This is a genomic window from Haloarcula sp. MBLA0163, assembly GCF_055632435.1.
Genome location: NZ_CM145745.1, coordinates 1 through 21,955, shown reverse-complemented (window position 1 = coordinate 21,955; position 21,955 = coordinate 1). Strand labels below are relative to the sequence as shown.

Annotated in this window: 17 protein-coding genes, 3 tRNA genes, 3 rRNA genes and 1 other RNA gene; 4 read left to right on the top strand and 20 right to left on the bottom strand. The window is 66.2% G+C overall.

Annotation, left to right across the window (positions count from 1 at the left end; genetic code table 11):
* Nucleotide 1 precedes the first annotated feature (1 nt).
* The 13 genes from ACV7GQ_RS00120 to ACV7GQ_RS00060 all read right to left on the bottom strand — a co-directional run bounded on the left by ACV7GQ_RS00120 (nt 2) and on the right by ACV7GQ_RS00060 (nt 13,414).
* Nucleotides 2-919: a precorrin-3B C(17)-methyltransferase gene (locus tag ACV7GQ_RS00120; RefSeq protein WP_470311534.1), complete on the bottom strand. Its 918-nt coding sequence runs from the start codon at nt 917-919 to the stop codon at nt 2-4.
* The gene (gene cbiG, locus ACV7GQ_RS00115; protein ID WP_470311533.1) at nt 916-1,881 is read right to left on the bottom strand and encodes a cobalt-precorrin 5A hydrolase; all 966 of its coding nucleotides are present in this window, start codon (nt 1,879-1,881) and stop codon (nt 916-918) included. The genes ACV7GQ_RS00120 and cbiG overlap by 4 nt, the downstream gene beginning before the upstream one ends.
* Complete coding sequence (locus tag ACV7GQ_RS00110) at nt 1,881-2,756, bottom strand: cobalt-precorrin-4/precorrin-4 C(11)-methyltransferase (protein WP_470311532.1); 876 nt, start codon at nt 2,754-2,756, stop codon at nt 1,881-1,883. The genes cbiG and ACV7GQ_RS00110 overlap by 1 nt, the downstream gene beginning before the upstream one ends.
* Nucleotides 2,753-3,538, bottom strand: a complete 786-nt coding sequence (locus tag ACV7GQ_RS00105; protein ID WP_470311531.1) for a cobalt-factor II C(20)-methyltransferase — start codon at nt 3,536-3,538, stop codon at nt 2,753-2,755. The genes ACV7GQ_RS00110 and ACV7GQ_RS00105 overlap by 4 nt, the downstream gene beginning before the upstream one ends.
* Entirely contained in the window at nt 3,535-4,119 is a 585-nt protein-coding gene (gene cbiT / locus ACV7GQ_RS00100) for a precorrin-6Y C5,15-methyltransferase (decarboxylating) subunit CbiT (RefSeq protein WP_470311530.1), read from the bottom strand. The genes ACV7GQ_RS00105 and cbiT overlap by 4 nt, the downstream gene beginning before the upstream one ends.
* Nucleotides 4,120-4,183: 64 nt before the next feature.
* The gene (locus tag ACV7GQ_RS00095) at nt 4,184-5,719 is read right to left on the bottom strand and encodes an ATP-binding protein (protein WP_470311529.1); all 1,536 of its coding nucleotides are present in this window, start codon (nt 5,717-5,719) and stop codon (nt 4,184-4,186) included.
* A gap of 94 nt (nt 5,720-5,813) precedes the next feature.
* Nucleotides 5,814-7,880, bottom strand: coding sequence for an excinuclease ABC subunit UvrB (gene uvrB, locus ACV7GQ_RS00090; RefSeq protein ID WP_470311528.1), 2,067 nt, complete (start codon nt 7,878-7,880; stop codon nt 5,814-5,816).
* A gap of 162 nt (nt 7,881-8,042) precedes the next feature.
* Nucleotides 8,043-8,654 (bottom strand): rubrerythrin family protein, encoded by a 612-nt coding sequence (locus ACV7GQ_RS00085; protein WP_470311527.1) that lies wholly within the window; start codon nt 8,652-8,654, stop codon nt 8,043-8,045.
* A gap of 40 nt (nt 8,655-8,694) precedes the next feature.
* Nucleotides 8,695-9,687, bottom strand: a complete 993-nt coding sequence (locus tag ACV7GQ_RS00080; RefSeq protein ID WP_470311526.1) for a matrixin — start codon at nt 9,685-9,687, stop codon at nt 8,695-8,697.
* 47 nt (nt 9,688-9,734) lie between these two features.
* An RNA gene (rnpB, locus tag ACV7GQ_RS00075) (RNase P RNA component) lies at nt 9,735-10,125 on the bottom strand.
* Between the two features lie 45 nt (nt 10,126-10,170).
* Nucleotides 10,171-11,109 (bottom strand): AAA family ATPase, encoded by a 939-nt coding sequence (locus tag ACV7GQ_RS00070; RefSeq protein ID WP_470311525.1) that lies wholly within the window; start codon nt 11,107-11,109, stop codon nt 10,171-10,173.
* Nucleotides 11,110-11,215: 106 nt separating this feature from the next.
* Entirely contained in the window at nt 11,216-12,979 is a 1,764-nt protein-coding gene (locus ACV7GQ_RS00065; RefSeq protein ID WP_470311524.1) for a nitrite/sulfite reductase, read from the bottom strand.
* A 93-nt stretch (nt 12,980-13,072) separates the two neighbouring features.
* The gene (locus tag ACV7GQ_RS00060) at nt 13,073-13,414 is read right to left on the bottom strand and encodes a DUF8134 family protein (protein ID WP_470311523.1); all 342 of its coding nucleotides are present in this window, start codon (nt 13,412-13,414) and stop codon (nt 13,073-13,075) included.
* 267 nt (nt 13,415-13,681) lie between these two features.
* Between ACV7GQ_RS00060 and ACV7GQ_RS00055 the strand changes: the two genes are divergently transcribed.
* From ACV7GQ_RS00055 to ACV7GQ_RS00040, 4 genes are all read left to right on the top strand, one after another.
* Nucleotides 13,682-13,831 (top strand): hypothetical protein, encoded by a 150-nt coding sequence (locus ACV7GQ_RS00055; RefSeq protein WP_166966917.1) that lies wholly within the window; start codon nt 13,682-13,684, stop codon nt 13,829-13,831.
* 49 nt (nt 13,832-13,880) lie between these two features.
* Nucleotides 13,881-14,546: a DUF7119 family protein gene (locus ACV7GQ_RS00050; RefSeq protein WP_470311522.1), complete on the top strand. Its 666-nt coding sequence runs from the start codon at nt 13,881-13,883 to the stop codon at nt 14,544-14,546.
* 34 nt (nt 14,547-14,580) lie between these two features.
* Nucleotides 14,581-14,654 (top strand) — tRNA-Lys (locus ACV7GQ_RS00045).
* Nucleotides 14,655-14,994: 340 nt separating this feature from the next.
* Nucleotides 14,995-15,210, top strand: coding sequence for a DUF8123 family protein (locus ACV7GQ_RS00040; protein WP_470311521.1), 216 nt, complete (start codon nt 14,995-14,997; stop codon nt 15,208-15,210).
* 25 nt (nt 15,211-15,235) lie between these two features.
* On the opposite strand, the gene ACV7GQ_RS00035 is transcribed toward ACV7GQ_RS00040, so the two are convergent.
* The 7 genes from ACV7GQ_RS00035 to ACV7GQ_RS00005 all read right to left on the bottom strand — a co-directional run bounded on the left by ACV7GQ_RS00035 (nt 15,236) and on the right by ACV7GQ_RS00005 (nt 21,804).
* Nucleotides 15,236-16,096, bottom strand: coding sequence for a hypothetical protein (locus tag ACV7GQ_RS00035; RefSeq protein WP_470311520.1), 861 nt, complete (start codon nt 16,094-16,096; stop codon nt 15,236-15,238).
* A gap of 191 nt (nt 16,097-16,287) precedes the next feature.
* Nucleotides 16,288-16,363 (bottom strand) — tRNA-Cys (locus ACV7GQ_RS00030).
* Between the two features lie 46 nt (nt 16,364-16,409).
* Nucleotides 16,410-16,667, bottom strand: coding sequence for a DUF5789 family protein (locus ACV7GQ_RS00025; RefSeq protein ID WP_470311519.1), 258 nt, complete (start codon nt 16,665-16,667; stop codon nt 16,410-16,412).
* A gap of 107 nt (nt 16,668-16,774) precedes the next feature.
* Nucleotides 16,775-16,897 (bottom strand): 5S ribosomal RNA (gene rrf, locus ACV7GQ_RS00020).
* Between the two features lie 132 nt (nt 16,898-17,029).
* Nucleotides 17,030-19,955 (bottom strand): 23S ribosomal RNA (locus ACV7GQ_RS00015).
* A 203-nt stretch (nt 19,956-20,158) separates the two neighbouring features.
* Nucleotides 20,159-20,230 (bottom strand) — tRNA-Ala (locus ACV7GQ_RS00010).
* A 103-nt stretch (nt 20,231-20,333) separates the two neighbouring features.
* A 16S ribosomal RNA gene (locus tag ACV7GQ_RS00005) occupies nt 20,334-21,804 on the bottom strand.
* Together the 16S, 23S and 5S rRNA genes with 1 tRNA gene alongside form the textbook arrangement of a ribosomal RNA operon.
* Between the last annotated feature and the right edge of the window lie 151 nt (nt 21,805-21,955).

Below are 21,955 nucleotides of genomic sequence, written 5' to 3'. Positions count from 1 at the left end.
CTCAGAAGTCCTCCACGTCACGCCCGCCGCGCGGGGTGACGAGAAACTCGCGGTAGTCGTTCTCCCAGACCTCGGTCTCGTGGGTGCCGACGAGGATGGACGACCCCATCCCGCCGACCTTCTCGTCGTGGTCGGGCAGCGCGCCCAGCGTCGTGATGGTCTGTGTCTCGCCGTCGACGTTGCGGCCGGCCTCGCCGCGGCCGGCGTCGTTGACGATGGCGGCTGGGACGTCGTCGGCCCGCTCCTCCCGCAGGACCGAGACGGCCCGTTCGTAGTCGCGCCAGCAGTTGTACAGGACGACGACGAACCCGCTGATGGCGGCCGCCCGGAGCTTCTCCTCGATCTCGTTCCAGCCGCGCCACTTGTCCGACAGCGAGACGGTGCAGAAGTCGTTCGAGAGGGGCGCGCCGAGGTTGGCCGCCCCGCCCAGCGCCGCCGTCACGCCGGGGACGATCTCGATGGGGACGTCGCCGGCGTCCTCGGCCTCCGCCATCGTGAAGAGGAGGTCGGACTTCCCGTAGACGTTCGGGTCGCCGCCGGAGACGTGGGCCACGTCCTCGCCGTCTCGCACGCGCTCGAACGCCTCGCGGGCGAGTTCGACCTGCCGTCCCATCGAGGACCGGACGAGCGTCTGGCGGGTGCCGTCGGGGCGTTCGAGGACGGTCCCCGCCTCGTCGACGTCGGTGTCGTCACTCACGTCGAGTGCGGCGCTCTCCGGCGGGAGGGTCCCGTCTCGCCGGAGGAACTCCTGGTACAGGTTCGAGGCGATGACGCAGTCGGCGGTGCGGACGACCTGCTTCGCCCGCTGGGTCATGTCGTGGGGCAGTCCCGGGCCGATGCCGACGACCGAGAGCGTGCCGTACGCCGACCGCGGAGCGTCGGTTGTGGTTGCGGCCGACGCCTCGTCGGCCCCGCTCATTCGCCTATCGCCACCGTTACCGCCTCGTCGTAGCGCGTCTTCGCGGCCAGCAGGTCGTGGTCGCGCCCGCCGGCGATGGCCGAGGCCTCGGCGATGCCCGGCCACCCGATCAGGTCCTTCGACCGCGAGGGCGAGGGGCCCTCGAACTCCGAGAGGGTCTCCTTCTCGAAGGCGACGACGCCGAGGTCCCACTCTTCGGCAGCCGCGAGCAGCCCCGCCTCGTCGGCCTTCCGGGTGCCGGTGGCGACGAAGTCGACGTCGCTCCGGTCGAGACCGGCCTCGTCGAGGGCGCGGTCCCACGCCGCGTGGAACTGCTCGACGTCGGCCCCGGCGACGCTCCCGGTCCCGAGGACGACGCCGTCCTCGCCGTTGCGTTTGAGGACGGTCACGTCGTCGTCGACCAACACCGCTCGCGGGCCGTCGAGTCGCTCGACCGGGCCGAGTTCGTCGTCCAGCACCGCGAGGTTGGTCGCCACCGTCGAGTCGCCGTTGACGACGTGGGCATCCAGCGCCTTCGCCTGCTTCTCGACGCCCTGCTTGCCCGCCGCCTCGCTGGCGGTGGTCATCGCCGGCACCGCGCCCATCGAGGCGAGGTCGTCGGCGACCTGGTTCGCGCCGTGGTGGCCGCCGGTGATGGGGATGGCCCACGTCAGCGCCTCGTCGACGACGCAGATGGCGGGGTCGTCCCACTTGTCGTCCAGCAGGTGGGCGGTCTTGCGCATCGCGATACCGCTGGCCATCAACCCGACGAAGCAGTCGTACTCGCCCCAGTGCTCCTCGAAGACGTCGCCGTGGTACGCCAGAATCTCGACGGAGTCGTAGCGGTCGCCGATGCCGTCGGCGATTTGCTGGGCGGTGTCCATCTTCCGCTCGAAGGCGACGATGGCGATGTCCTCGGCCACCTCGCCGTCCGAGTCGGGCGCTTTGCAACTGTTCGTGTCTGTGTCGTTGTCCGTGCTCATCAGTCGTCTGCCTCCTGCGTGTCCGCGTCGTCGCCCCTGTTCGCCCAGTCGCCGTAGAGGAACGACCGCTCGTAGTCCTCGCCGCCGACGGCGTCGCCGACGACGACCATCGCGGAGGCGCGGTAGCCCGCCGCCTCCAGTTTCTCGCCGATGGTCGCAATCGTCCCCTCGACGACGTCCTCGTCGGGCCACGACGCGTGGTACACCGCCGCGACGGGCGTCTCGGGATCGTGGCCGTCCGCCAGCAGTCGGTCCATCGTCTCGCTGACGGCGTGCGTCCCGAGGTAGATACACGTCGTCACGTCGCCCATCCCGACGAACTCCGAGATGTGGTCCTCGTCTTCGCTCAGGGTCTTCCCCTGCGGGCGGGTGAAGGCGACGTGGTTGGCCACCTCGTTGAGCGTCAGCTGCGTCCTGAGGGTGGCGCTGGCTGCGAACGCGGAGGTGACCCCGGGGACGATGTAGGTGGGGACGCCCTCGTGTTCCAGCGCGTCCATCTGCTCCAGCGCGGCGCCGTAGATGGCCGGGTCGCCGCTGTGGAGGCGGACGACCGTATCGCCGGCCTCGTAGGCGTCCCGCATCAGCGGAACGAGTTCTTCGAGGTCCTTGCCGATGGACGTGACCGTCTCGGGGTCGGTGCAGTACTCGTCTAGGAGTTCGCTGTTGACCAGCGACCCCGCGTGGACCACGAGGTCGGCGTCGGCCAGCAGTTCCCGCCCGGCGACGGTCAGCAGGCGCGGGTCGCCGGGGCCGGCGCCGACGAAGGGAATCCCGTCCTGTTCGTCGCCGGCGCTGTGGTCGTACACCCGGTCGTCGCGGTTCCCGGCGACCGAATCGATGGCCGCCTGTGGGTCGGTCTCGCCGGCGTCGCTCATCGGCCCACCTCGTCGCCGCACAGCGCACCCTCGGAGCGTTCCCGTCGGGCGATGGCCTGTTCGCCACCGTCCGAGACCAGCCCGCTCTCGTCGCTCGCTTCGAGGAACGCGTCGGTCGCCTGCTCGACGCGGGCCTCGGGGCGCTCGGCGTACGCCAGCGTGTAGTAGTCCCGGTCGTCGACGTCGGTCGGGTCGTCGGTGACGAGCGTCTCGCCCTGCTCCATGAACAGGCGGCGGCCGTAGGTCACGTCGTAGCCGGCCTCGACGAGTCCCTCGTGGGTCGCCGGCGCGTCGGTCACCTTGAACAGCACCATGCGGTCGGGACCGGTCGGCGACTGGCCCGCGTCGGCCTCCCGCAGTGCGAGGCTGGACCCGGCGGTCACCTCGACGCCCAGTGCCGTCGCGAACGCGGTGACGGCGCTGACGCCCGGGACGACTTCGAGGTCGACCTCGGGGTGGAACGCCGCGAGCGTCCGGCGGAGGTGGCCGAACGTCGAGTAGACGTTCGGGTCCCCCAGCGTGACGAACGCCGCGTCGCCGTCGCGGGCGGTCGTCGCTATCTCGGCGGCGGCCGCCTTCCACGCCGCCCGCAGTTTCTCCTCGTCCCGGGTCATCGGGAAGTCGAGGTCGCCGATGCGTGCCTCGGGGACGTGTTCGGTCGCCACCGACCGCGAGAGGCGCCCCGGCGAGTAGACCACGTCGGCGTCTTCGAGGGCGCACTTCCCGCGGACCGTCACGAGGTCGGCCCGTCCGGGGCCGAGGCCGACGCCGTACAGCGTCATTGGTTGCCCTCCGTACGGCCGCCGTCTGCGGCGACGGCCTCTCCGGCACTCCCGACGAGCATGTACACCGGGTTCTGCGAGTCGAAACTCGTCGCGCCGGCGAGTTCGTAGCCGTGGCTCACCTGGAACTGGACGACCGCCTCCAGCAGGTCGCGGTCGCGGAACGCCTCGGTCGCCGCGCCGGCGACCTCCAGTCGCGAGACGTTCATCACGACGCGGTCGACGCCCGTCGCGACGGCGTGGTCGAGGACGGCCTCGTAGTTGCGCGACCCGCCCAGGAAGAGCGCGTCGGCGTCGTCGGGCAGGCCGTCGGGAGCCTCGGCCTCGCGCAACTCGACGTCGGCGCCGGTGTCGTTGGCCGCGAGGTTCTTCCGGGTCACGTCGAGGCGGTCGGGCTTCCGCTCGAGCGCGGTGACCCGGCCGGCGCGGCGTGCCGCCTCGACGGTGACCGCACCGGTACAGGACCCGACTTCGACGAAGTGGTCGGCCGCTGTGAGCGCGAGTTTGCTGGCGAGGACGGCCCGGACCTCCGGTTTGGTCGGGCCGGCCTTCGCGTCGTGGGGAAGCGAGACGCGGGACATCACGCTATACAACTGCAGTGGCACCTAAAACAATTTTGGTTGTATTAGTCCAAACCGAGGTTGATTACGCGTGCAGGTACCGTCGACCGTGACGGTACAGGGCCGCGAGGGTGCCTCCCCACAGCAGGTGGCTGGCGAGCGTCGTGGCGGCGACGTTCGGCAGCGGCGCGGGGACGCCGACGAGTCGGAGCCACAGGGGCATGAGCAGCCCCGCCGCGACCAGCCACAGGGCCACCGCCCACCCGAACGCCGTCCCGTAGTACCGGATACGGTCGTCGACCGACGACGGGACGAGTCGGACGAGTCCCGCGTACGTCAGCCCGAAGACGACGCTGTGGAACTCGTGGGTTATCCAGCCGACCGTGGGGTCCGCCGCCCCGTACAGCGCCCCGATGATGGGGATGGCGCCGCCGAGGAACTGCATCAACAGACCCATGACCGCCCCCGCCAGGAGCGACGCGCCGGCGACGAGTCCGAGCTCCCGCCGCGAGAGTCCGTACGACGTCCGCGCGTCGGCCCCGGGCCCGGCGTCCGTGTCGGCCCGGCGCAGCGCCAGCGTGACGGTCGTCCCCGTCTCGTCGACGGCCGCGTCCACGCGCCCGCCGTAACTGCCCGCGAGCAGGCGCACGAGGTTCAGTCCGAACCCCGTCGAGCGCTCCGTGTACACCGCGACCTCGCCGCTCTGGACGAGCGCCTGCTGGTCGGCGGGCAGTCCCGGCCCCTCGTCGGCGACGGCGATGGCGACGCTGGCCTCCTCGACCGTCACCCGGACCGCCACGGCCGGCGTCTCGGCGTCGTCGTAGACCACGGCGTTCTCGACGAGGTGGGCGACGGCGTCCTCCAGCAGCGGGTTCGCCCAGACGGTGACGCCGTCGGCCGCCGACGCCTCGACGGTGATGTCCGCCGCGGGGTAGCGGTCCCGGACCGTCTCGACGGCGCTCCGCACGCAGTCGGTCACGGGAATCGTGTCGAGCGCGCCGAGCGCGTCGCCGTCGCGGGTGATGTGTTTCACGTTCTCGACGGTGGTCGCCACGTCGTCGGTCCGCCGCTCGATGACGGCCGCGGAGTCGGCGTCGTGGGTCCGCTGTAACACCTCGGCGCGGCCGCGGATGACGGTGACGGCGTTGAGCACCTCGTCGCGGAGGAGCCGCGTCACCATCTCCAGCCGCCCGGTCTGGCGTTCGAGTTGGCGGCGCTGCCGGGCCGTGTGGCCGGCGTAGACGCCCGTGAGTGCCCCGCCGGCGCTGCCGCCGATGAGGAAGTTCGCGAGATAGGTCTGTGAGCGGACCGGCTCCATCGCGAGGTTCGTGTCGTTGGCGACGAGCGTCAGCACCACGAGGACGAACATCGCACCGGTGCCGGCGACACACCACGCCGTGACCGTGCGGACGAACGGTCGCTCGAAGTCCCCGACCACCAGCGAGACGCCGAACACCGAGAGCCCGAGCCCCAGCGCCAGGGGCACGAGCCCGCCGACGAGGAACCGCAGCGGGCCGTCGTAGGCCACGAGCGTCACGGTGAAGCGCGTCAGGAAGAAGCCGAGGCCGGCGACGACCAGTCCGCTCGGGGCGAACCGCCGGGAGAGCGAGGAGACATCCATAGTGGGCGTCGACGGCCGGTCACTGACCGGCTCGGTTACACGTAGATAGCTGTATAGATATTGATAAGTGTTCCCCCGGACTGTGCGTCGGCGGTCAGAACTCGTCGGCGCCGGGCGCGGGGACGCCGCCGTCGTCGCTCTCCGGGGCGTCGAGGTCGAACTCCTCGCGCAGGTCGCGGATGCGGTCGCGGATGTCCGCGGCGAGTTCGAACTCCAGGTTGTTCGCGGCCTCCTGCATGCGCTCTTCGAGCTGGTCGATACGGCGCGCGGCCTCGTCCTCGTCGGCGGGGCCGTCGCCGGCCACGTCGCCGGTGTCGGTCTTGCTCCCCGGGAGGTTCGTCTCGCCGACGTCCTTCTCGATGGTCGTCGGTTCGTAGCCGTGCTCCTCGTTGTACTGTTGCTGGATGCGCCGGCGACGCTGGGTCTCCTCGATGGCCGACTGCATGGCGTCGCTGCGCTCGTCGGCGTAGAGGACGACCTCGCCGTTGACGTTGCGGGCGGCCCGTCCCATCGTCTGGACCAGCGTCGTCTCCGAGCGGAGGAACCCCTCCTGGTCGGCGTCGAGGATGGCGACGAGCGACACCTCGGGGATGTCCAGTCCCTCACGCAGGAGGTTGATGCCGACCAGCACGTCTATCTCGCCCAGTCGGAGCGAGCGGATGAGTTCGTGGCGCTCCAGCGTGTCCGTCTCGTCGTGCATGTACGCCACGTCGACGCCGGCCTCCTCCAGATACTCCGTGAGGTCCTCGGCCATGCGCTTGGTGAGGGTGGTGACGAGGACGCGCTCGTCCCGGTCGATGCGGTCGTCGATGCGGTCCATGAGGTCGTCGACCTGTCCGGTGGCGTCGGCCACCTCGACGGCCGGGTCCACGAGGTGGGTGGGGCGGACGATCTGCTCGACCACCTGCGCGCTCTCCTCGCGTTCGTAGTCGCCGGGCGTGGCGCTCACGTACAGCGTCTGGTCGGTCTTCTCTTCGAACTCCTCGAAGGTGAGCGGCCGGTTGTCGAACGCGGTGGGCAGGCGGAACCCGTTCTCGACCAGGCTCTCCTTGCGCGATTTGTCGCCGGCGAACTGGCCGCGAATCTGCGGGATGGTCTGGTGGGACTCGTCGATGACCGTGAGGAAGTCCTCGGGGAAGTAGTCCAGCAGGGTGTAGGGCGCCTCGCCGCTCTCGCGGTCCGAGAGGTGGACCGAGTAGTTCTCGATGCCCGAACAGTAGCCCGTCTCCTGCATCATCTCCAGGTCGAAGGTGGTCCGCTCCTCGATCCGCTGGGCCGCGACGGCGTCGCCCTTCCGTTCGAAGTAGCGGATGCGCTGTTCGAGCAGGTCCTCGATCTCCTCGATGGCGCGTTCGAGGCGTTGCTCGGGGATGGAGTAGTGTTCCGCCGGGTGGATGAGCGCGGCGGGTTCCTCGCGGACCACTTTCCCCTCCAGCGGGTCGACCTTCAGCATCCGGTCTATCTCGTCGCCCCAGAACTCCACGCGGATGGCGTAGCGGCCGTACATCGGGTAGATTTCCAGCGTGTCCCCGCGCACGCGGAAGGTGCCCTGCGTGAAGTCGACGTCGTTGCGCTCGTAGTTCAGGTCGACCAACCGAGAGAGCAGTTCGTCGCGCTCTATCTCCTGCCCGACCTCCAGCGAGAGGGACATGTCGATGTAGTTGCGCGGGTCACCGAGGCCGTAGATGGCCGACACGGAGGCGACGACGATGACGTCGTCCCGGGTCAACAAGGAGCGGGTCGCTGAGTGTCGCAGGCGGTCTATCTCGTCGTTGATGGAGGCGTCCTTGTCGATGAACGTGTCCGTCTGCTCGACGTAGGCCTCGGGCTGGTAGTAGTCGTAGTAGCTGACGAAGTACTCGACGGCGTTGTCCGGGAACAGGTTCCGGAACTCCTCGTACAGCTGGGCGGCGAGGGTCTTGTTGTGGGCGATGACGAGCGTCGGCTGTTGGATCTCCTCGACGACCCACGAGACGGTGTTGGTCTTGCCCGACCCGGTCACGCCGAGCAGCGTCTGCTTGTCCATCCCCTGCCGGAACCCCGCGGCCAGCTGTTCGATGGCCTCGGGTTGGTCGCCGGCGGGGTCGAACGGCGCGTCGACGCGGAACTCGCTGTCGGCGTCGGGGCGGTCTATCGAGAGGGGGCCTCCGGCATCGCTCATTGTGTGGGGGTAGGGTTGGAGCGACTTGAGGCTAGCGAGGAACCGAGTGAAACGAGGTTCCTCGAAAACGCGCAGTGGGGAGCGAAGCGACCCGCGAGCAGGAGCGAGTCACCGGTACAGCGATTCGGGAAGCCGGAGACGACGAGGGACCCGCAGACCGTCTCAGCAGACCGGCTTCGGGTTGACGCCGAGGTCCTCGAGCGTCTCGAAGTAGTCGTCGTAGGCCGCCGCGACCACGTCGACGGCGGCGCCCTCGGCGGCCTCCCAGTCGTCCTCGTCCGCACACGTCTCCGCCAGCAGGTCGGCCGCGTCCTCGCGCAGGGCCTCGACGTCGTTGCGGGCGCTCCGGAACGTGCTCGCGGTCTGGGGGTCGGCCTGCCCGGTGAAGAAGCCGGTGAGCTGCCCCTTCGTCTTCTCGTCGACCAGCGCCCACCCGACGAGGCCGCCCAGTCGCTCGACGGTGCCGGTCAGGTCGTCGAGTACGTCGTGCATCGCGAACTCGCGGTCGGCCGGGTCGGCGCCCACGTCGTCCAGTCGGTCGGCGGCGTCGGCGGCGGCGTCGGCGAACAGGTCACCGGCCGCGTCGTCGGCGTCGTCGGCCCACGCCGAGAACGTGTCGTGGGCGGCCTGCTCCCGGGCGGCGGCGGCCGCGCGCACGGTGTCCGGATCCATCTCGCCGCGGGTGTCGGCGTACAGCGTCTTCGAGGAACCGAGTCGGGAGAGTTCTGTCTGCTGGTCGTCACGGACGGCTTCGATGAGGTCGTCGGCGGTCATAGGGGCGACTCCGCCCGGCGCGGGCTTGAAACCGTCGGACCTACCCGTGCCACGCACCCCGGCGCGTCTCGTAGCTGGCGTCGGTGAGACGGTCGGGCAGGCGGTCGTCGCCGAGGACGCCGAGCAGTTGCCGGGCGACGTGCCAGCTGGCGGCCTCCCTGTCGAGGTCGACGAGCAGGACCTCCGCTCGCGTGTACGTCTCGATGGCGCCGTCGCGGTCCGGGTCCGTCCCCTCCACGAGCAGGCAGGAGCCGGCGTCGCTCCGGCAGTCGCTCGAGGCGGCGGGGGTCACGACGACGTCGGCCCTGTCGGGGTCGTCGACCAGGGTCGCGGAGACGTTCGACGGGACGGTGCCGTCGGCACCCTCGGTCAGGTACGCCAGCGCGTAGGCCACCTCCTCGCGGTAGGCCGTCCGTTCCGCGGCCGAGAGACCCTCGGTCCGGACCGCCACGGTCAGCGTCGTGTCGTTCCAGGGGACCGGACGCTCGCTGGCGTTCGGCCGCGGGAGCGTCGCCAGCGTGCTCCGGTGGCGCATCACCCCCCGGGGCGGGTCGCCGTGGCGCAGGCCCAGCACGTGGCCGACCTCGTGTTCGACGACCCGCCGGGTCGACTCGTTGGCGAAGCCGCGTTTTATCGACACCTCGACCGGCCGGTCGACCCGCGTGGAGGCGTTGAGGCGCGGCGCACATCCGGCGGAGTAGTCGGACCCGCCGCAGTCGGTGACTGTCTCGGTGAAGGTCACCGCGACGTCCGGCGGCCCGTCAGGGGGCGTCTCGCCCGGTTCGAGGAGGCGGAAGTCGACGGCGAACCCGGCGTATTCGGGCGCATGGGCCTCCCAGTAGGCCAGTCCGTCCGCGGCGAGCGCTCGCTCGCGGGCCGTCCCGTCGACGGCGACGGTCACCGTCTCGTTGGCGAACGGATGTCGCTGGTCGACGAGTCGGGACGCCGAGTCGAGCGACTCTGAGGCGACGCTACACCCGGCGAGGCCGCCGAGCAGGAGACACAGCACCAGCGCGGCCAGTCGTCGGTCCATCGTCTACCCATCGAGGCGTCGCTACTAGACGGTTGTGGCCGCAAGACGGCTGCGGGGAGTAAGCCCCCTTCTGTTCGGGCCGGCATTCGGCTCAGCGGCCGCGTCCAGCGCTCGCGCGCGGTACCGGACTACCTGTCGACGCGGCCTTGCACCGGTGAGGATTCGCCGTTCCATCGGTCCGTCGTAGGCGAGGGGCACCGGACGGTGGCCCTCGATAGCCCTCGGTGGGTTAGCTCTCCCTCGCTTCCGGGACGCGGTACGGCGTGCCGCACACGCCCCGTCGCTCGGGATTCGCGCACCTCATCGGTCCCACGACGACGTGTCGTTGCTGTTCCATAGCCGACGGTCTCCCGCCCCGGGCTTGCGCCCGGTCACCTGTCCGGCGGGTGGGGGGACTTTCCTCATGCCTCTCGGCACGGGAGCCGGCCTCCCGCTGCCGGGTGAGCGTAGGATACTGCCGCCGATAAGACTTACCACCCGGCGTCAGGCCGTCAGTCGGGTCTCGGCCGGCGCGTCCAGTCCGTCGAGTACGCTCTCGACCACCGCGCGTGCGCGCCGCCGGTCCGCGCGCGCTCGCGACAGCGTGAGGTGGTGTGCCAGCGCGGCCGGAGCGACCCGCCGCACGTCCGCGGTGGTGACCACGGACCGACCGTGGGCGCTCGCCCGCGCACGGAGGAGGGCGACCAGTCGCCGTATCCCGGCGGGCGTGACACCGCGTTCGACCGCCGGGTGTCGGTGGGTCGCACGGCCGAGGTCGGTGACGAAGCGGTGGTGGTCGTCCGCGACGGTCACCGCGTCGGCGCGGGCCCGCCGTCGCCGTATCGCCGCCGCCGTCGACACCTGCTGGAACGGCGAACGGACCGGGCGGGCGTCTCGACGGGAGCGGTCGTCCGCCCGGTCCGGGTGGGCTATCAACCCCGACAGGCCGAACCCGTCGGAGCACGCGTCGGTGGCGCGGGCGCTCTCGGAGCGCCCCGGCGTAGCGACGACGCAGAACGGGTCCGGCAGGTCGTGGCGCTCGCCGTCGACGGTGACGGTCCCCGTCGCGACCGCGTCCTGCAGGACCGACCGGGCGGCGGGCGAGGCCCGACCGTACCCCTCGACGACGACCACGTTGGCGAACACCGGGCCGGGGACGAAACCGGTGACGCCGTCGCTCCCCTCCGACACCTGCCCGCCGGCGATGGCCGCCGGTTCGAGGTCGGTGGGGAACTGCAGCCGCGAGCACTCGAGGTCCAGCGCCGCGGCGACCTCTCGTGCCGTGCGCGCGAGGCCGTCGGGAGAGCCCGCGGCCACCAGAACGTGGGCGTCGGCGACGAGAGCGGTCAGCAACGTGTCGAGCGTGGCGTTGTCGCCGGGGACGACAGCCGACACCGCGTCGACCAACGACTCCGCCTGTGTCTGCGTCCCAGCCGCGTCCATACACTGTTGGGCGAACGGACTCGCTTATACGTACCGACGGTTACGAGCGGTGTGCCGGTCGGCCAGCGAGCGGAGTAGAAGAGGGGCCTGCCGAGCAGGAGAGCGCTCAGTCGTCCGAGGGCAGCGGTTCGCCCTCCCCGTTCGTCGGGGCGGGCGAGGACTGCATGTCGTCGTCCTCGGCGTAGGGGTACCACGTCATCTTCGTGTTGTGCATGTACGGGTCGTGGTAGTCAGTCTCCTCGGGCTCGACGAGGTCGGCGAGGGTGTCCTCGTCGCGCGCCTCGACGAAATCGCGGAACGTCTCGCCGTCCTCGCGCAGGTCCTTGAAGTTCTCCACGAGGTTCCGAATCGCGCCGGGCACCTCGTCGGCGGGGACGCGCATCTCCACCCAGTCGGCGAAGCGCGGGTCCTCGCCGAGGCCGCCGCCCAGCCCGATGTCCAGGGCCTCGACCGGTTCGCCGTCCTTGCGCGTCTTCATGCCGCGCAGGGAGACGTCGGCGATCTGGGGCTGGGCACAGGAGGCCGTACAGCCCGAGAGGTGGATGTGGAAGTCCTCGTGGTCGGCGGGGAGTTCGACGTTGTCCTTGAGCCAGCGGGCGTAGCGGACCTGCCGGTTCTTCGTCTCGACGATGGACAGCGAGCAGTACTCCGTGCCGGTACAGGCGATGGAGCCACGCATGAACGGCGAGGGCTCGGGCGAGTAGTCCTCCAGCAGGGGCTCGCTCGTGAGGTCCTCGAGGTTCTCCTCGGGCACGTCCATGATGATGACGTTCTGGCGCTGGGTCAGACGGACCTCGCCGGAGCCGTACTCCTCGGCGAGGTCGGCGAGTTCCAGCGTGTCGTCGGCGCCCATCCGGCCGACGAGGACGTTCAGGCCGACGTAGTAGTTGCCGTCGTCCTGTTCGTGGATGCCGACGTGGTCGTCGTGGCCCTCGTTGCCGCCGGAGTTGTAGGTGTACTGGTCGCGCATGTCCTCGCCCGCCGTCTCCAGTTCGAAGTCGACGAACTCGTCCTGCAGGACCTGGCGCATCTTCTCGGGCCCCCACTCGTCCATGAGGAACTTGATGCGGGCGTTGAAGCGGTCCTCGCGGTCGCCGTACTCGTTGAACAGCGCGGACATGCCGGCGGCGACGTCGGCCGCCTGTTCCGGGGGCACCCAGACGTCGATGTCACGGGCGAGGCGGGCCTCCTTCCGGGAGAGCCCGCCGCCGACGCGGACGTTGAAGCCGAGTTCGCCGTCCTTCTCGGCCGGTTCGAAGGCGAGGTCGTTGATGTCGCCCTGGCCACAGCCCTCGTCACAGCCGGTGACGGCGACCTTCCACTTCCGGGGGAGGTTCGCGTAGTCGTCGTTGCCCTTGAACGTCTCGTGGAGCTCCTCGGCGACGGGCCACGCGTCGATGTGCTCGTGCTTGTCCTTGCCGGCGACCGGACAGCCGACGATATTCCGCCAGGAGTCACCGCAGGCCTGCTGGGTCGAGAGCCCGACGGACTCGAGCTTCTCGAATATCTCCGGGATGTCCTCCAGCTTTATCCAGTGGAGCTGGATGGACTGGCGGGTCGTCCAGTCGCAGTAGGCGTCGCCGAACTCGGGGTTGTCGGCGGGGCCGGTGGCGTACTCCTTCGCGACCTCGCCGATGACCTCCAGCTGGCCCGGCTTGATGACGCCGTTCGGCGTCCCGATACGCATCATGAAGTACGACTCCTGCCCGGAGCGCTGGTGGTACAGGCCCCACCACTTGAAGCGCTCGAACCACGCGTCGTGTTCGTCCTCGGGGATAGACTCCCAACCCTGCTCCGCGAACTCCAGAAGATGCTCCCGAATCTCGTTACCGTAGACTTCGTCTTTCCATTTCTCTACTTTGCTCGGCATGGCTGATCGTGTACAGTCACTAGAGACCCAGCCTTATACGACACGCTTTGCCGTCAACCGTCTCCCCCACTCCCCGAAACAGGATGATGTTGCCTATTCCGGCGGACGGGCGAGACGGGTGCGCTTCTCCGGGAAATGCACGCTCTCGTGGACGACACCGTAGAAATCACCCACGTCCGGGTCTACGACGCGCCCGACGATCAGCCAGTCCGTGACGCCGCTCTCGCCACACGCGATACACTGCCCCGCGATGCGAGCCTCGATGTTCGGGTGGTCGACGCCGACCTTGACGAACCCCTCGGCGAGGAAATCGGTCGTCTCACAGTCACAGAAGTCACTGCGCGCCAGAAGCCACAGGTCCGAGACGTTCACCTCCCTGGAGTCGTTGACGGATATCCACGCCCCGTCGTCGAGCTGGTGAACGTCGGTCGTCATTACATCTCATTAGGTTCCCCGACTACCTGAGCGCGTCGGCGCTCGCAAGATTCGCCGGGGTCGGCTGCATCCGACTCCCGTCGTGCGCCCCGTGATTCGAGTTACCACGATTCGTGTTCTGTCAGGTCGCGTACAAGGTAGCTGCACGCGTTGCCGGTAAGCCGCAGTGCGGGTCACAATTACAGGAGAGTGCGCCCTTATGATGGTGGGTCTGTTACGAAGGGATACCGACACGCGGCGGCTCACGTCGCCGTGCCAACAGAAACGATGACGAACGCACAACAGACGCACGACGAAACCGACGCCGAAATCGACGAACCGTCCACCGACCACCTCGACAACGTCGAGGACGGGTGTGGCTGCACCGAAATCTGGGAACACATGAGCGAGGAGCGCGAGAGCGCTTCGGACGACTGACCCCCGCCGGACGGGATACTTTTGTGCGCTGGCCGCCAACCACGTGACGATGCCAGAGGACGCCCCGTCGACCGACCGCGAATCACCGGTCGGGAAACCGGTCATCCGTGGCGACCCGAACTTCACCGGCCAGCACGCCGACGAGGCCGTCGAGTTCGACCCCGACGACCCGGAGAGCCTCGAGCTCGCCGCACAGACGGTTCGCCGCTTCTCCCAGAACACCGCTGGCGCCGACGACAACGTCTACATGCTCCGCGGCGCGGCGGCGTGTGCGGCGCTGGTCCGCGGAGAGGGGTCGTACAAGGCCGCCGCCGAACGGGCCGGCGGCGAGGCCACCGTCTCGTTCATCCGGAAGTGGTCGCGTGTCCACGACCTCCCGCGTTCGATCCGTATCCACGTCGCGAAGGGCGAAATCGCCCCGACCGCGGCCAAACATATCGCCCGGGTCGCCGGCGAGGCCCGCCTGCTGCTTGCGTGGGCCGCACTCGACCACGACCTGACGGTCCGGCAGATCCGGTCGGTCGCGAGCAGCGTCAACGACGGCGCGAGTATCGAAGACGCACTCGCCACGGAGGGGTACCAGCTGGGGCGCCTCACTGTCGACGTCGACGTCGACGCCTACTGCGAACTCCGACGGCGGGCGGCCCTCGACGCTACCGACCCGAGTACCGTCGTCACCGACGCGTTGGAGACGACGCTCGACAACGGACCGTAAGGTCTTAACCGTCACTTCCCCCACCGACTACCGAGGGCCGGTAGCTCAGTCAGGCAGAGCGTCTGGCTTTTAACCAGATGGTCGGGGGTTCAACTCCCTCCCGGCCCGTGCAACGAACTGAGGAGCGCAGCGAGTCAGTGAATGAACCGGCAGGAAGGATTTGAACCCTGGAAGGCACGTACAGCGGAGCGAGCATGTCTTCCTCCGGTTCAACTCCCTCCCGGCCCGTGCAACGAACTGACGAGCGTCGCGGCTCGTGACCGAACCGAGCAAGGGCGTTCTACGGTCCGCGCGAACGTCGTGAGCGAGGAACAGTGGTTAACTCCCGGTCCGTCTCTCTGCGAGCGAGCGTGGCCCCCGATGCGGCGCGTGTGCGGACACGCGGGACGCGCTGTCTGTCCGTTCAGAGACCGATTGATTTACCACGCTCACCGGCGAGCGGTCGCACATGGACACACTCACCGAGCGCTTCGGCGGCCCACTCAAACCCTTCGGCGTCGCTGCCGGTACGTTCCTCGTCCTCGCCGCTCTGGGGACGATCGCCGGCGCACCGTGGACGACCCACGCGACGATAGCGAGTGCCGTGGTGCAGGTCGTCGGCGCCGTCCTGATGGCCATCGTCGGGGCCGGACTCGCCTACCTCGGACTGTCGGACGGCGACTGATCGACGAAAAGACGGCTCGTTCCAGTCAGCCGCGAGTCGGGAGGTACGCCATCCCCAGCATGAGGACGGCGGCGATACCGGAGAGGATAGAGACGCCCCAGAGCCCGTTCTCGCGTTCGTGGAAGTAATCCTGCCTATCGAGTTGCTCCTGATAGGTGGCGTACTGGTCGACGCTGACGACTTGCACCGTACTGTGGTCCGGGAAGTGGGCGAAGTACTGTTGCCCCTGCAGCGTGAGGTTCCCACCTTCGGTGAGCTCGACAGTCCGTTCACGTGGAGCGATCCACGTGACGGTCGCACTGCTCCCGGTCACTTGCGACACCGTCGTCTGCTGGACGCCACTGTCGCTCTGGTAGGGAATCGTCTCGGACTGCTGGTAGGTCCGGGTCTCCGGTTCCGGGAGCCACTCACTGACCGGGCGGAGCGTCCCGTTCTCCTTGTAGACGACGTACTGCGTCCCGTTCTGGGTCGCCAGCGAGTTCTCCACCGCCGGGTCCTCGGCGGCGAGTTGCGTCGCGTTCAACTGTTCGGTGTAGGTCACGGTGCTGGACTCGTTGTCCGTCGTGACCAACCAGGTCTGGTTGTTTATCGACGTCGTCGACCCGTTCTCCAAGGTCCCGGAGTACTGCCACGACTCGTTGGTCCACGAGAGGTCCGCGACCATCGACCCGCCGCCACCACCGTGTCCGCCGCCACCACCGGACATGTGGATGTTCGAGACGGTGTAGGTCGTTCCGTCGACGCTGAACGTGCTGTCGTTGCTCAAGCCGTTCGCCTCGAGCTCCACCTCCGGCCGCTGGCTCTCCGCGACGCCAATGTACGCGTAGGCTGCGACACTGACGACGAGGAAGAACGCGAAGTATGCCGCCGCGGCTCGTCGTTGCATGTTCTGACGGTCGGTCGGCGCGCGGTTTAATGATTACTTTTCGACCCCAGGAGGACGACCACCCGCGTCCGGACGGTTCCCACGCGCTCACTGTCCACGGACGACACCACACATCGGTCCGCTCGGGAGGAATCCGAGACCGGTCGTACCACTCTCGATTCTATCGGTCGTCTTCCGACGTCGTTTCAAAAAGCCAAGGGCCGGATTTGAACCGGCGATGGGCGGCTCTGCAGGCCGCTGCGTTAGGCCGGACTCTGCCACCTTGGCGCGAGTAGACGTAGTGAAGTCGGTCGCTTAAGGCTAGCGAATTCGTCTAACCCTCTCCTTCGGACTGCCCCGGTTCCCCCACGCCTTCGACGGGAACCACATTGAGAATTGACGTCTGGGCGTCCTCCGCCGAGTCGAACTGGTCGCTCTCGATGCGGTCGAGGACGGTCGAGAGCTGTTCGGACCCGTCGGCGTAGACGAGCGTGACGTCGTCGAACTCCGCACGCATCGAATCACACGAGAGTGGATACGACACGCGCCCGAGCAACTCGGTCAGTTCGTTCAGTTTGACCTCGTGTGTCATACAGACGGCTCTCTCGGGGGGCGCATAGTTACCTACAGCTTATGAAATACAGAGAGCCCCGCGGAGAGATATCTCTCCGCGAGGCTCGATGAAAGTATGAGTATGAATGGTGGCGGCGAACCAGCTTTCCCAGAGGCTCGCGCACTCCAGTACTCCCTGGAACGCTGGCGGGCTTATCTTCCGTGTTCGGGATGGGTACGGGAGGCAACCCCGCCGCTATGGCCGCCTAACGCCGAGTCACGGAATCGAACCGTGATACACCAGTCTCGGTGGTCTTCCCACCGCATGTCCGTGCGATCCAGTGTGCGCCTGGACTCGCTCAGCGACGAGTGAATCGTCGGTGAAGCGAGTCACAGTGCGTATGATTGTGGCTTCGAGTTGTTAGTTCTCGTGGGCTCAACACTTCGTTACCTCAGTGCGTACACCCCGAGTCTATCGACCCTGTCTTGTACAGGGACTCTCAGCGGTGTCTCTTTTCCAGGTGGGTTTCGAGCTTAGATGCGTTCAGCTCTTACCCCGTGCCGCGTGGCTACCCGGCGACTGCCCTCTCGGACAACCGGTACACCAGTGGCGGCCAATCGTAGTTCCTCTCGTACTATACGATCGTTCCCGTCAGACACCATGACACACCCAGTAGATAGCAGCCGACCTGTCTCACGACGGTCTAAACCCAGCTCACGACCTCCTTTAATAGGCGAACAACCTCACCCTTGCCCGCTTCTGCACGGGCAGGATGGAGGGAACCGACATCGAGGTAGCAAGCCACTCGGTCGATATGTGCTCTTGCGAGTGACGACTCTGTTATCCCTAGGGTAGCTTTTCTGTCATCAATTGCCCGCATCAAGCAGGCTAATTGGTTCGCTAGACCACGCTTTCGCGTCAGCGTTCCTCGTTGGGAAGAACACTGTCAAGCTATCTTTTGCTCTTGCACTCTTCGCCGGGTCTCTGTCCCGGCTGAGATAGCCTTAGGGCGCGCTCGATATCTTTTCGAGCGCGTACCGCCCCAGTCAAACTGCCCGGCTACCGGTGTCCTCCTCCCGGAGTGAGAGTCGCAGTCACCGACGGGTAGTATTTCACTGATGACTCGGTGGCCCGCTAGCGCGGGTACCTGTGTAATGTCTCCTACCTATGCTGCACATCGGCGACCACGTCTCAGCGACAGCCTGCAGTAAAGCTCCATAGGGTCTTCGCTTCCCCCTGGGTGTCTCCAGACTCCGCACTGGAATGTACAGTTCACCGGGCCCAACGTTGGGACAGTGATGCTCTGGTTAATCCATTCATGCAAGCCGCTACTGATGCGGCAAGGTACTACGCTACCTTAAGAGGGTCATAGTTACCCCCGCCGTTGACAGGTCCTTCGTCCTCTTGTACGAGGTGTTCAGATACCTGCACTGGGCAGGATTCAGTGACCGTACGAGTCCTTGCGGATTTGCGGTCACCTATGTTGTTACTAGACAGTCCGAGCATCCGAGTCACTGCGACCTGCTCCGTTCCGGAGCAGGCATCCCTTATCGCGAACTTACGGGACTAACTTGCCGAATTCCCTAACGTCGGTTGCTCCCGACAGGCCTTGGCTTTCGCCGCCATGGACACCTGTGTCGGTTCTCGGTACGGACACTATGCTCGTCTTTTCACGGGCCCCAGGTTGAATCACGTTTCCCTATCCCGCCGTTCGTCCGCTTCCTGCCGTTACGGCTTCCACGGAGTTGGACGGTTCGACCGGGCGAAAACCCGGCGTGATCGACCCCAGGGCGTCGACTTTCACTGCATAGTGGCACGGGAATATTAACCCGTTTCCCATTTTGTCATAGTCGAGTTGCGGTATGACTTAGGACCGGCTAACCCTCAGCTGATCAGCAGTGCTGAGGAACCCTTATCCATTAGGCCGTCGGGGTTCTCACCCGACTATCGCTGCTACTATGGCCAGGATTTTCGTCACTATTCGGTCCACAGGAGCTCTCGCCCCCGCTTCCATCCAAATAGAGCGCCAACCTACTCGGTCACCTTTTGACGGGTGCGGATAGGTCTCGGTGGTGGATTTGAGTCCCGATCATTTTGGGCGCCTCAAACCTCGGCCGGTAAGCTGTTACGCTTTTCTTAGAGGGTAGCTGCTTCTAAGCTCACCTCCCGGCTGTCTAGGGCTCGAGACCACCTTCAGAGGATTACACTTAATCCACACTTGGGGACCTTAACCTATCTCTGGGTTGTTCCCCTCCTGGTGCACAGGCTTACCCCGCACACCGGAATCCCCGCGTCGAACGGCGTTCGTAGGTTTGGAGTTTGACAGGTGTGCCGACTCCTCTCGGAGGCGGCCACACCAATCGGTCGCTCTACCCCACGAACTACCTCGGCGGAGGTCATGCTTCGACATGTTTCGGTTGGAACCAGCTGTTGCCGGACTCGATGGGCCTTTCACCCCTACACGTAGATCACGAGAGGGTATTGTAGGACACCAACTCTAACAGGCTTCCACGTGCCTTTCGGCACGCTTCACCTTGTCCACGCGTAGATCGTCCGGATTCGGGTCGTGTCCACGTGGCTCCCCGCCCTTGAAGACGGCGGCCCTCGCCGTGAGGCTGCGGCCATGTCGGTTTCCCTGTGCCTCCCCGGATGCTCCGGTTAGACTTGCCATGTAGACACACTCCCTGGCTCGTTTTTCAAAACGTACGACGGAACATCGGCTTCCCGTGAGTCTTACTGGAGACTCGCGTCTCGGTCATTCGTCAGGGGACCTTGTATGCCCCGTCGCTCCATCGCCAACTGAGTTCAAGCTCTATTTCGCCTCCCTTCTGAGGGTACTTTGCAGCGTTCGTTCACACTACTTGTGCACTATCGGTCTCGAGGAGTGTTTAGCCTTCGCAGTCGATGCCTGCGTTGTTCGCGAGGGATATCCAACCCCCGCTACTCCGGAACTGACGCACAGCGTACTGGTTTCGATTACGGGGTTGTCACCCTGTATCACGCCCTGTTCCAAGGGACTTCATCGAAATGGTCTGCTGATGAGAGTCAGTCCAAACACCACATTGGTCGTGAGACCTTCGGTTTGGGCTGTATCGCGTTCACTCGCGGTTACTGACGACATCACGTTGCGTTTTCTTGTCCTCCCGATACTGAGATGTTTCAGTTCTCGGGGTTCCTCATTGCGCGAAGCAATTGTGAAGAGATTCTCATTCGGAAATCCTGAGTTCTTCGCCTCCGTGCGGCTCCCTCAGGCTTTTCGCAGCTTGGCACGTCCTTCTTCAGCTCTCGAGCCGAGCTATCCACCAGCTGGCATAGTAGCCAACGTCGTTGTGACTCGTTACACTGAACGAGTCCAGTGGACGCCTGGATCGCACGTACACACGGTTTCATCCTCGCCCCCAAGGTGGTAGATGGTGGGCGAATCGACCCTTCCTATCCTCGGTTTTACCCGGGATAGTGCACCGGTCTTCGTACCATATCCCATCGCCGTCCCACACTTAAGGGGCACGGTTCGGGGCTGGCACGTGACATGGACCCACTGGGATTTGAACCCAGGGCCTCCGCCTTGCAAAGGCGGCGCTCTGCCGCTGAGCTATGGGCCCGACAGATCCGCAGGTGTTAGCCCTGATAGTTCATAGGTGCCCGGTCGACGAGTGTTCTCGAACACCGTAGGTGGGTCGAGGCAGAGCCTCGATCCCGATCAGTAGGAGGTGATCCAGCCACAGATTCCTCTACGGCTACCTTGTTACGACTTAAGCCCCCTTGCGGAGCCCAGATTCGACCAGGGTATCCTGGCCTCATCCGGACCCCACTCGGGTGCTTTGACGGGCGGTGTGTGCAAGGAGCAGGGACGTATTCACCGCGCGCTTCTGACACGCGATTACTACCGAATCCAGCTTCATGCGGGCGAGTTTCAGCCCGCAATCCGAACTACGACTGCGTTTGGAGATTAGCTCCGCCTCTCGGCGTGGCATCCCACTGTCGCAGCCATTGTAGCCCGCGTGTTGCCCGGTCCATTCGGGGCATACTGACCTACCGTTGCCCGTTCCTTCCTCCGCTTTAGCAGCGGCAGTCCTCCTAGTGTACCCAACTACCTCGAGGGTATTGCTGGCAACTAGAAGTGCGGGTCTCGCTCGTTGCCTGACTTAACAGGACGCCTCACGGTACGAGCTGACGGCGGCCATGCACCTCCTCTCAGTAGCTCGAGTAAGCTCGTCAAGCTGACTGTCGTTACTACTGTCGGGACCGGTGAGATGTCCGGCGTTGAGTCCAATTAAACCGCAGGCTCCTCCGGTTGTGGTGCTCCCCCGCCAATTCCTTTAAGTTTCATCCTTGCAGACGTACTTCCCAGGCGGCTCGCTTCTCGGCTTCCCTAGGGCGCAGCACAGGCTCGTAGCCTGTGGCACACCTAGCGAGCATCGTTTACAGCTAGGACTACCCGGGTATCTAATCCGGTTCGAGACCCTAGCTTTCGTCCCTCACCGTCGGGTCCGTCCTCCTGAGGTGCTTTCGCCATTGGTGGTCCGTCCAGGATTACAGGATTTCACTCCTACCCCGGACGTACCCCCCAGGTCTTCCGGCCCCAAGCCGAACAGTTTCCGCTGGACGCCGACGCGTTGAGCGCGTCGATTTCCCAACGGACTTGCACGGCCGGCTACGGACGCTTTAGGCCCAATAATATCGGCCATCACTCGTGCTGCCGGTATTACCGCGGCGGCTGGCACCGGTCTTGCCCAGCACTTGTTCCTGTACCTCCCTACGGTACAGAAAAGCGAGGACTATATGCCCTCGCACTCGGAGTCCCCTTATCGCACTGTCGTGCAGTGTAAAGGTTTCGCGCCTGCTGCGCCCCGTAGGGCCCGGTATCTTGTCTCAGATACCGTCTCCGGGCTCTTGCTCTCACAACCCGTACCGATTATTGGCATGGTGGGCCGTTACCCCACCATCTACCTAATCGGCCGCAGCCACATCCTATGGCGCCGGGGCGTTTCCAGCTCTCGGCACTCCAGCATGAGAGCTGTATCAGGGATTAGCCTCAGTTTCCCGAGGTTGTCCCTGTCCATAGGGTAGTTTGGCCACGTGTTACTGAGCTATACGCCGCGGGTCTGAACCCGCGCGACTAGCATGGCTAAATCGGACTCCGATAGCAATGGCCTCCGGCAGGATCAACCGGAATGTATCCCGGCGCGAGGCCGGGAGGGTTAGGCGGGATCACACCCGTAAGGGTGTGGTCGCTATCGAAGGGTGTTCGAGGACACCCATCGACCGGGTGTCACCGAACTATCAGGGCTAACATCAGATCCCATCTTGACGGCGGACCGCAGGGG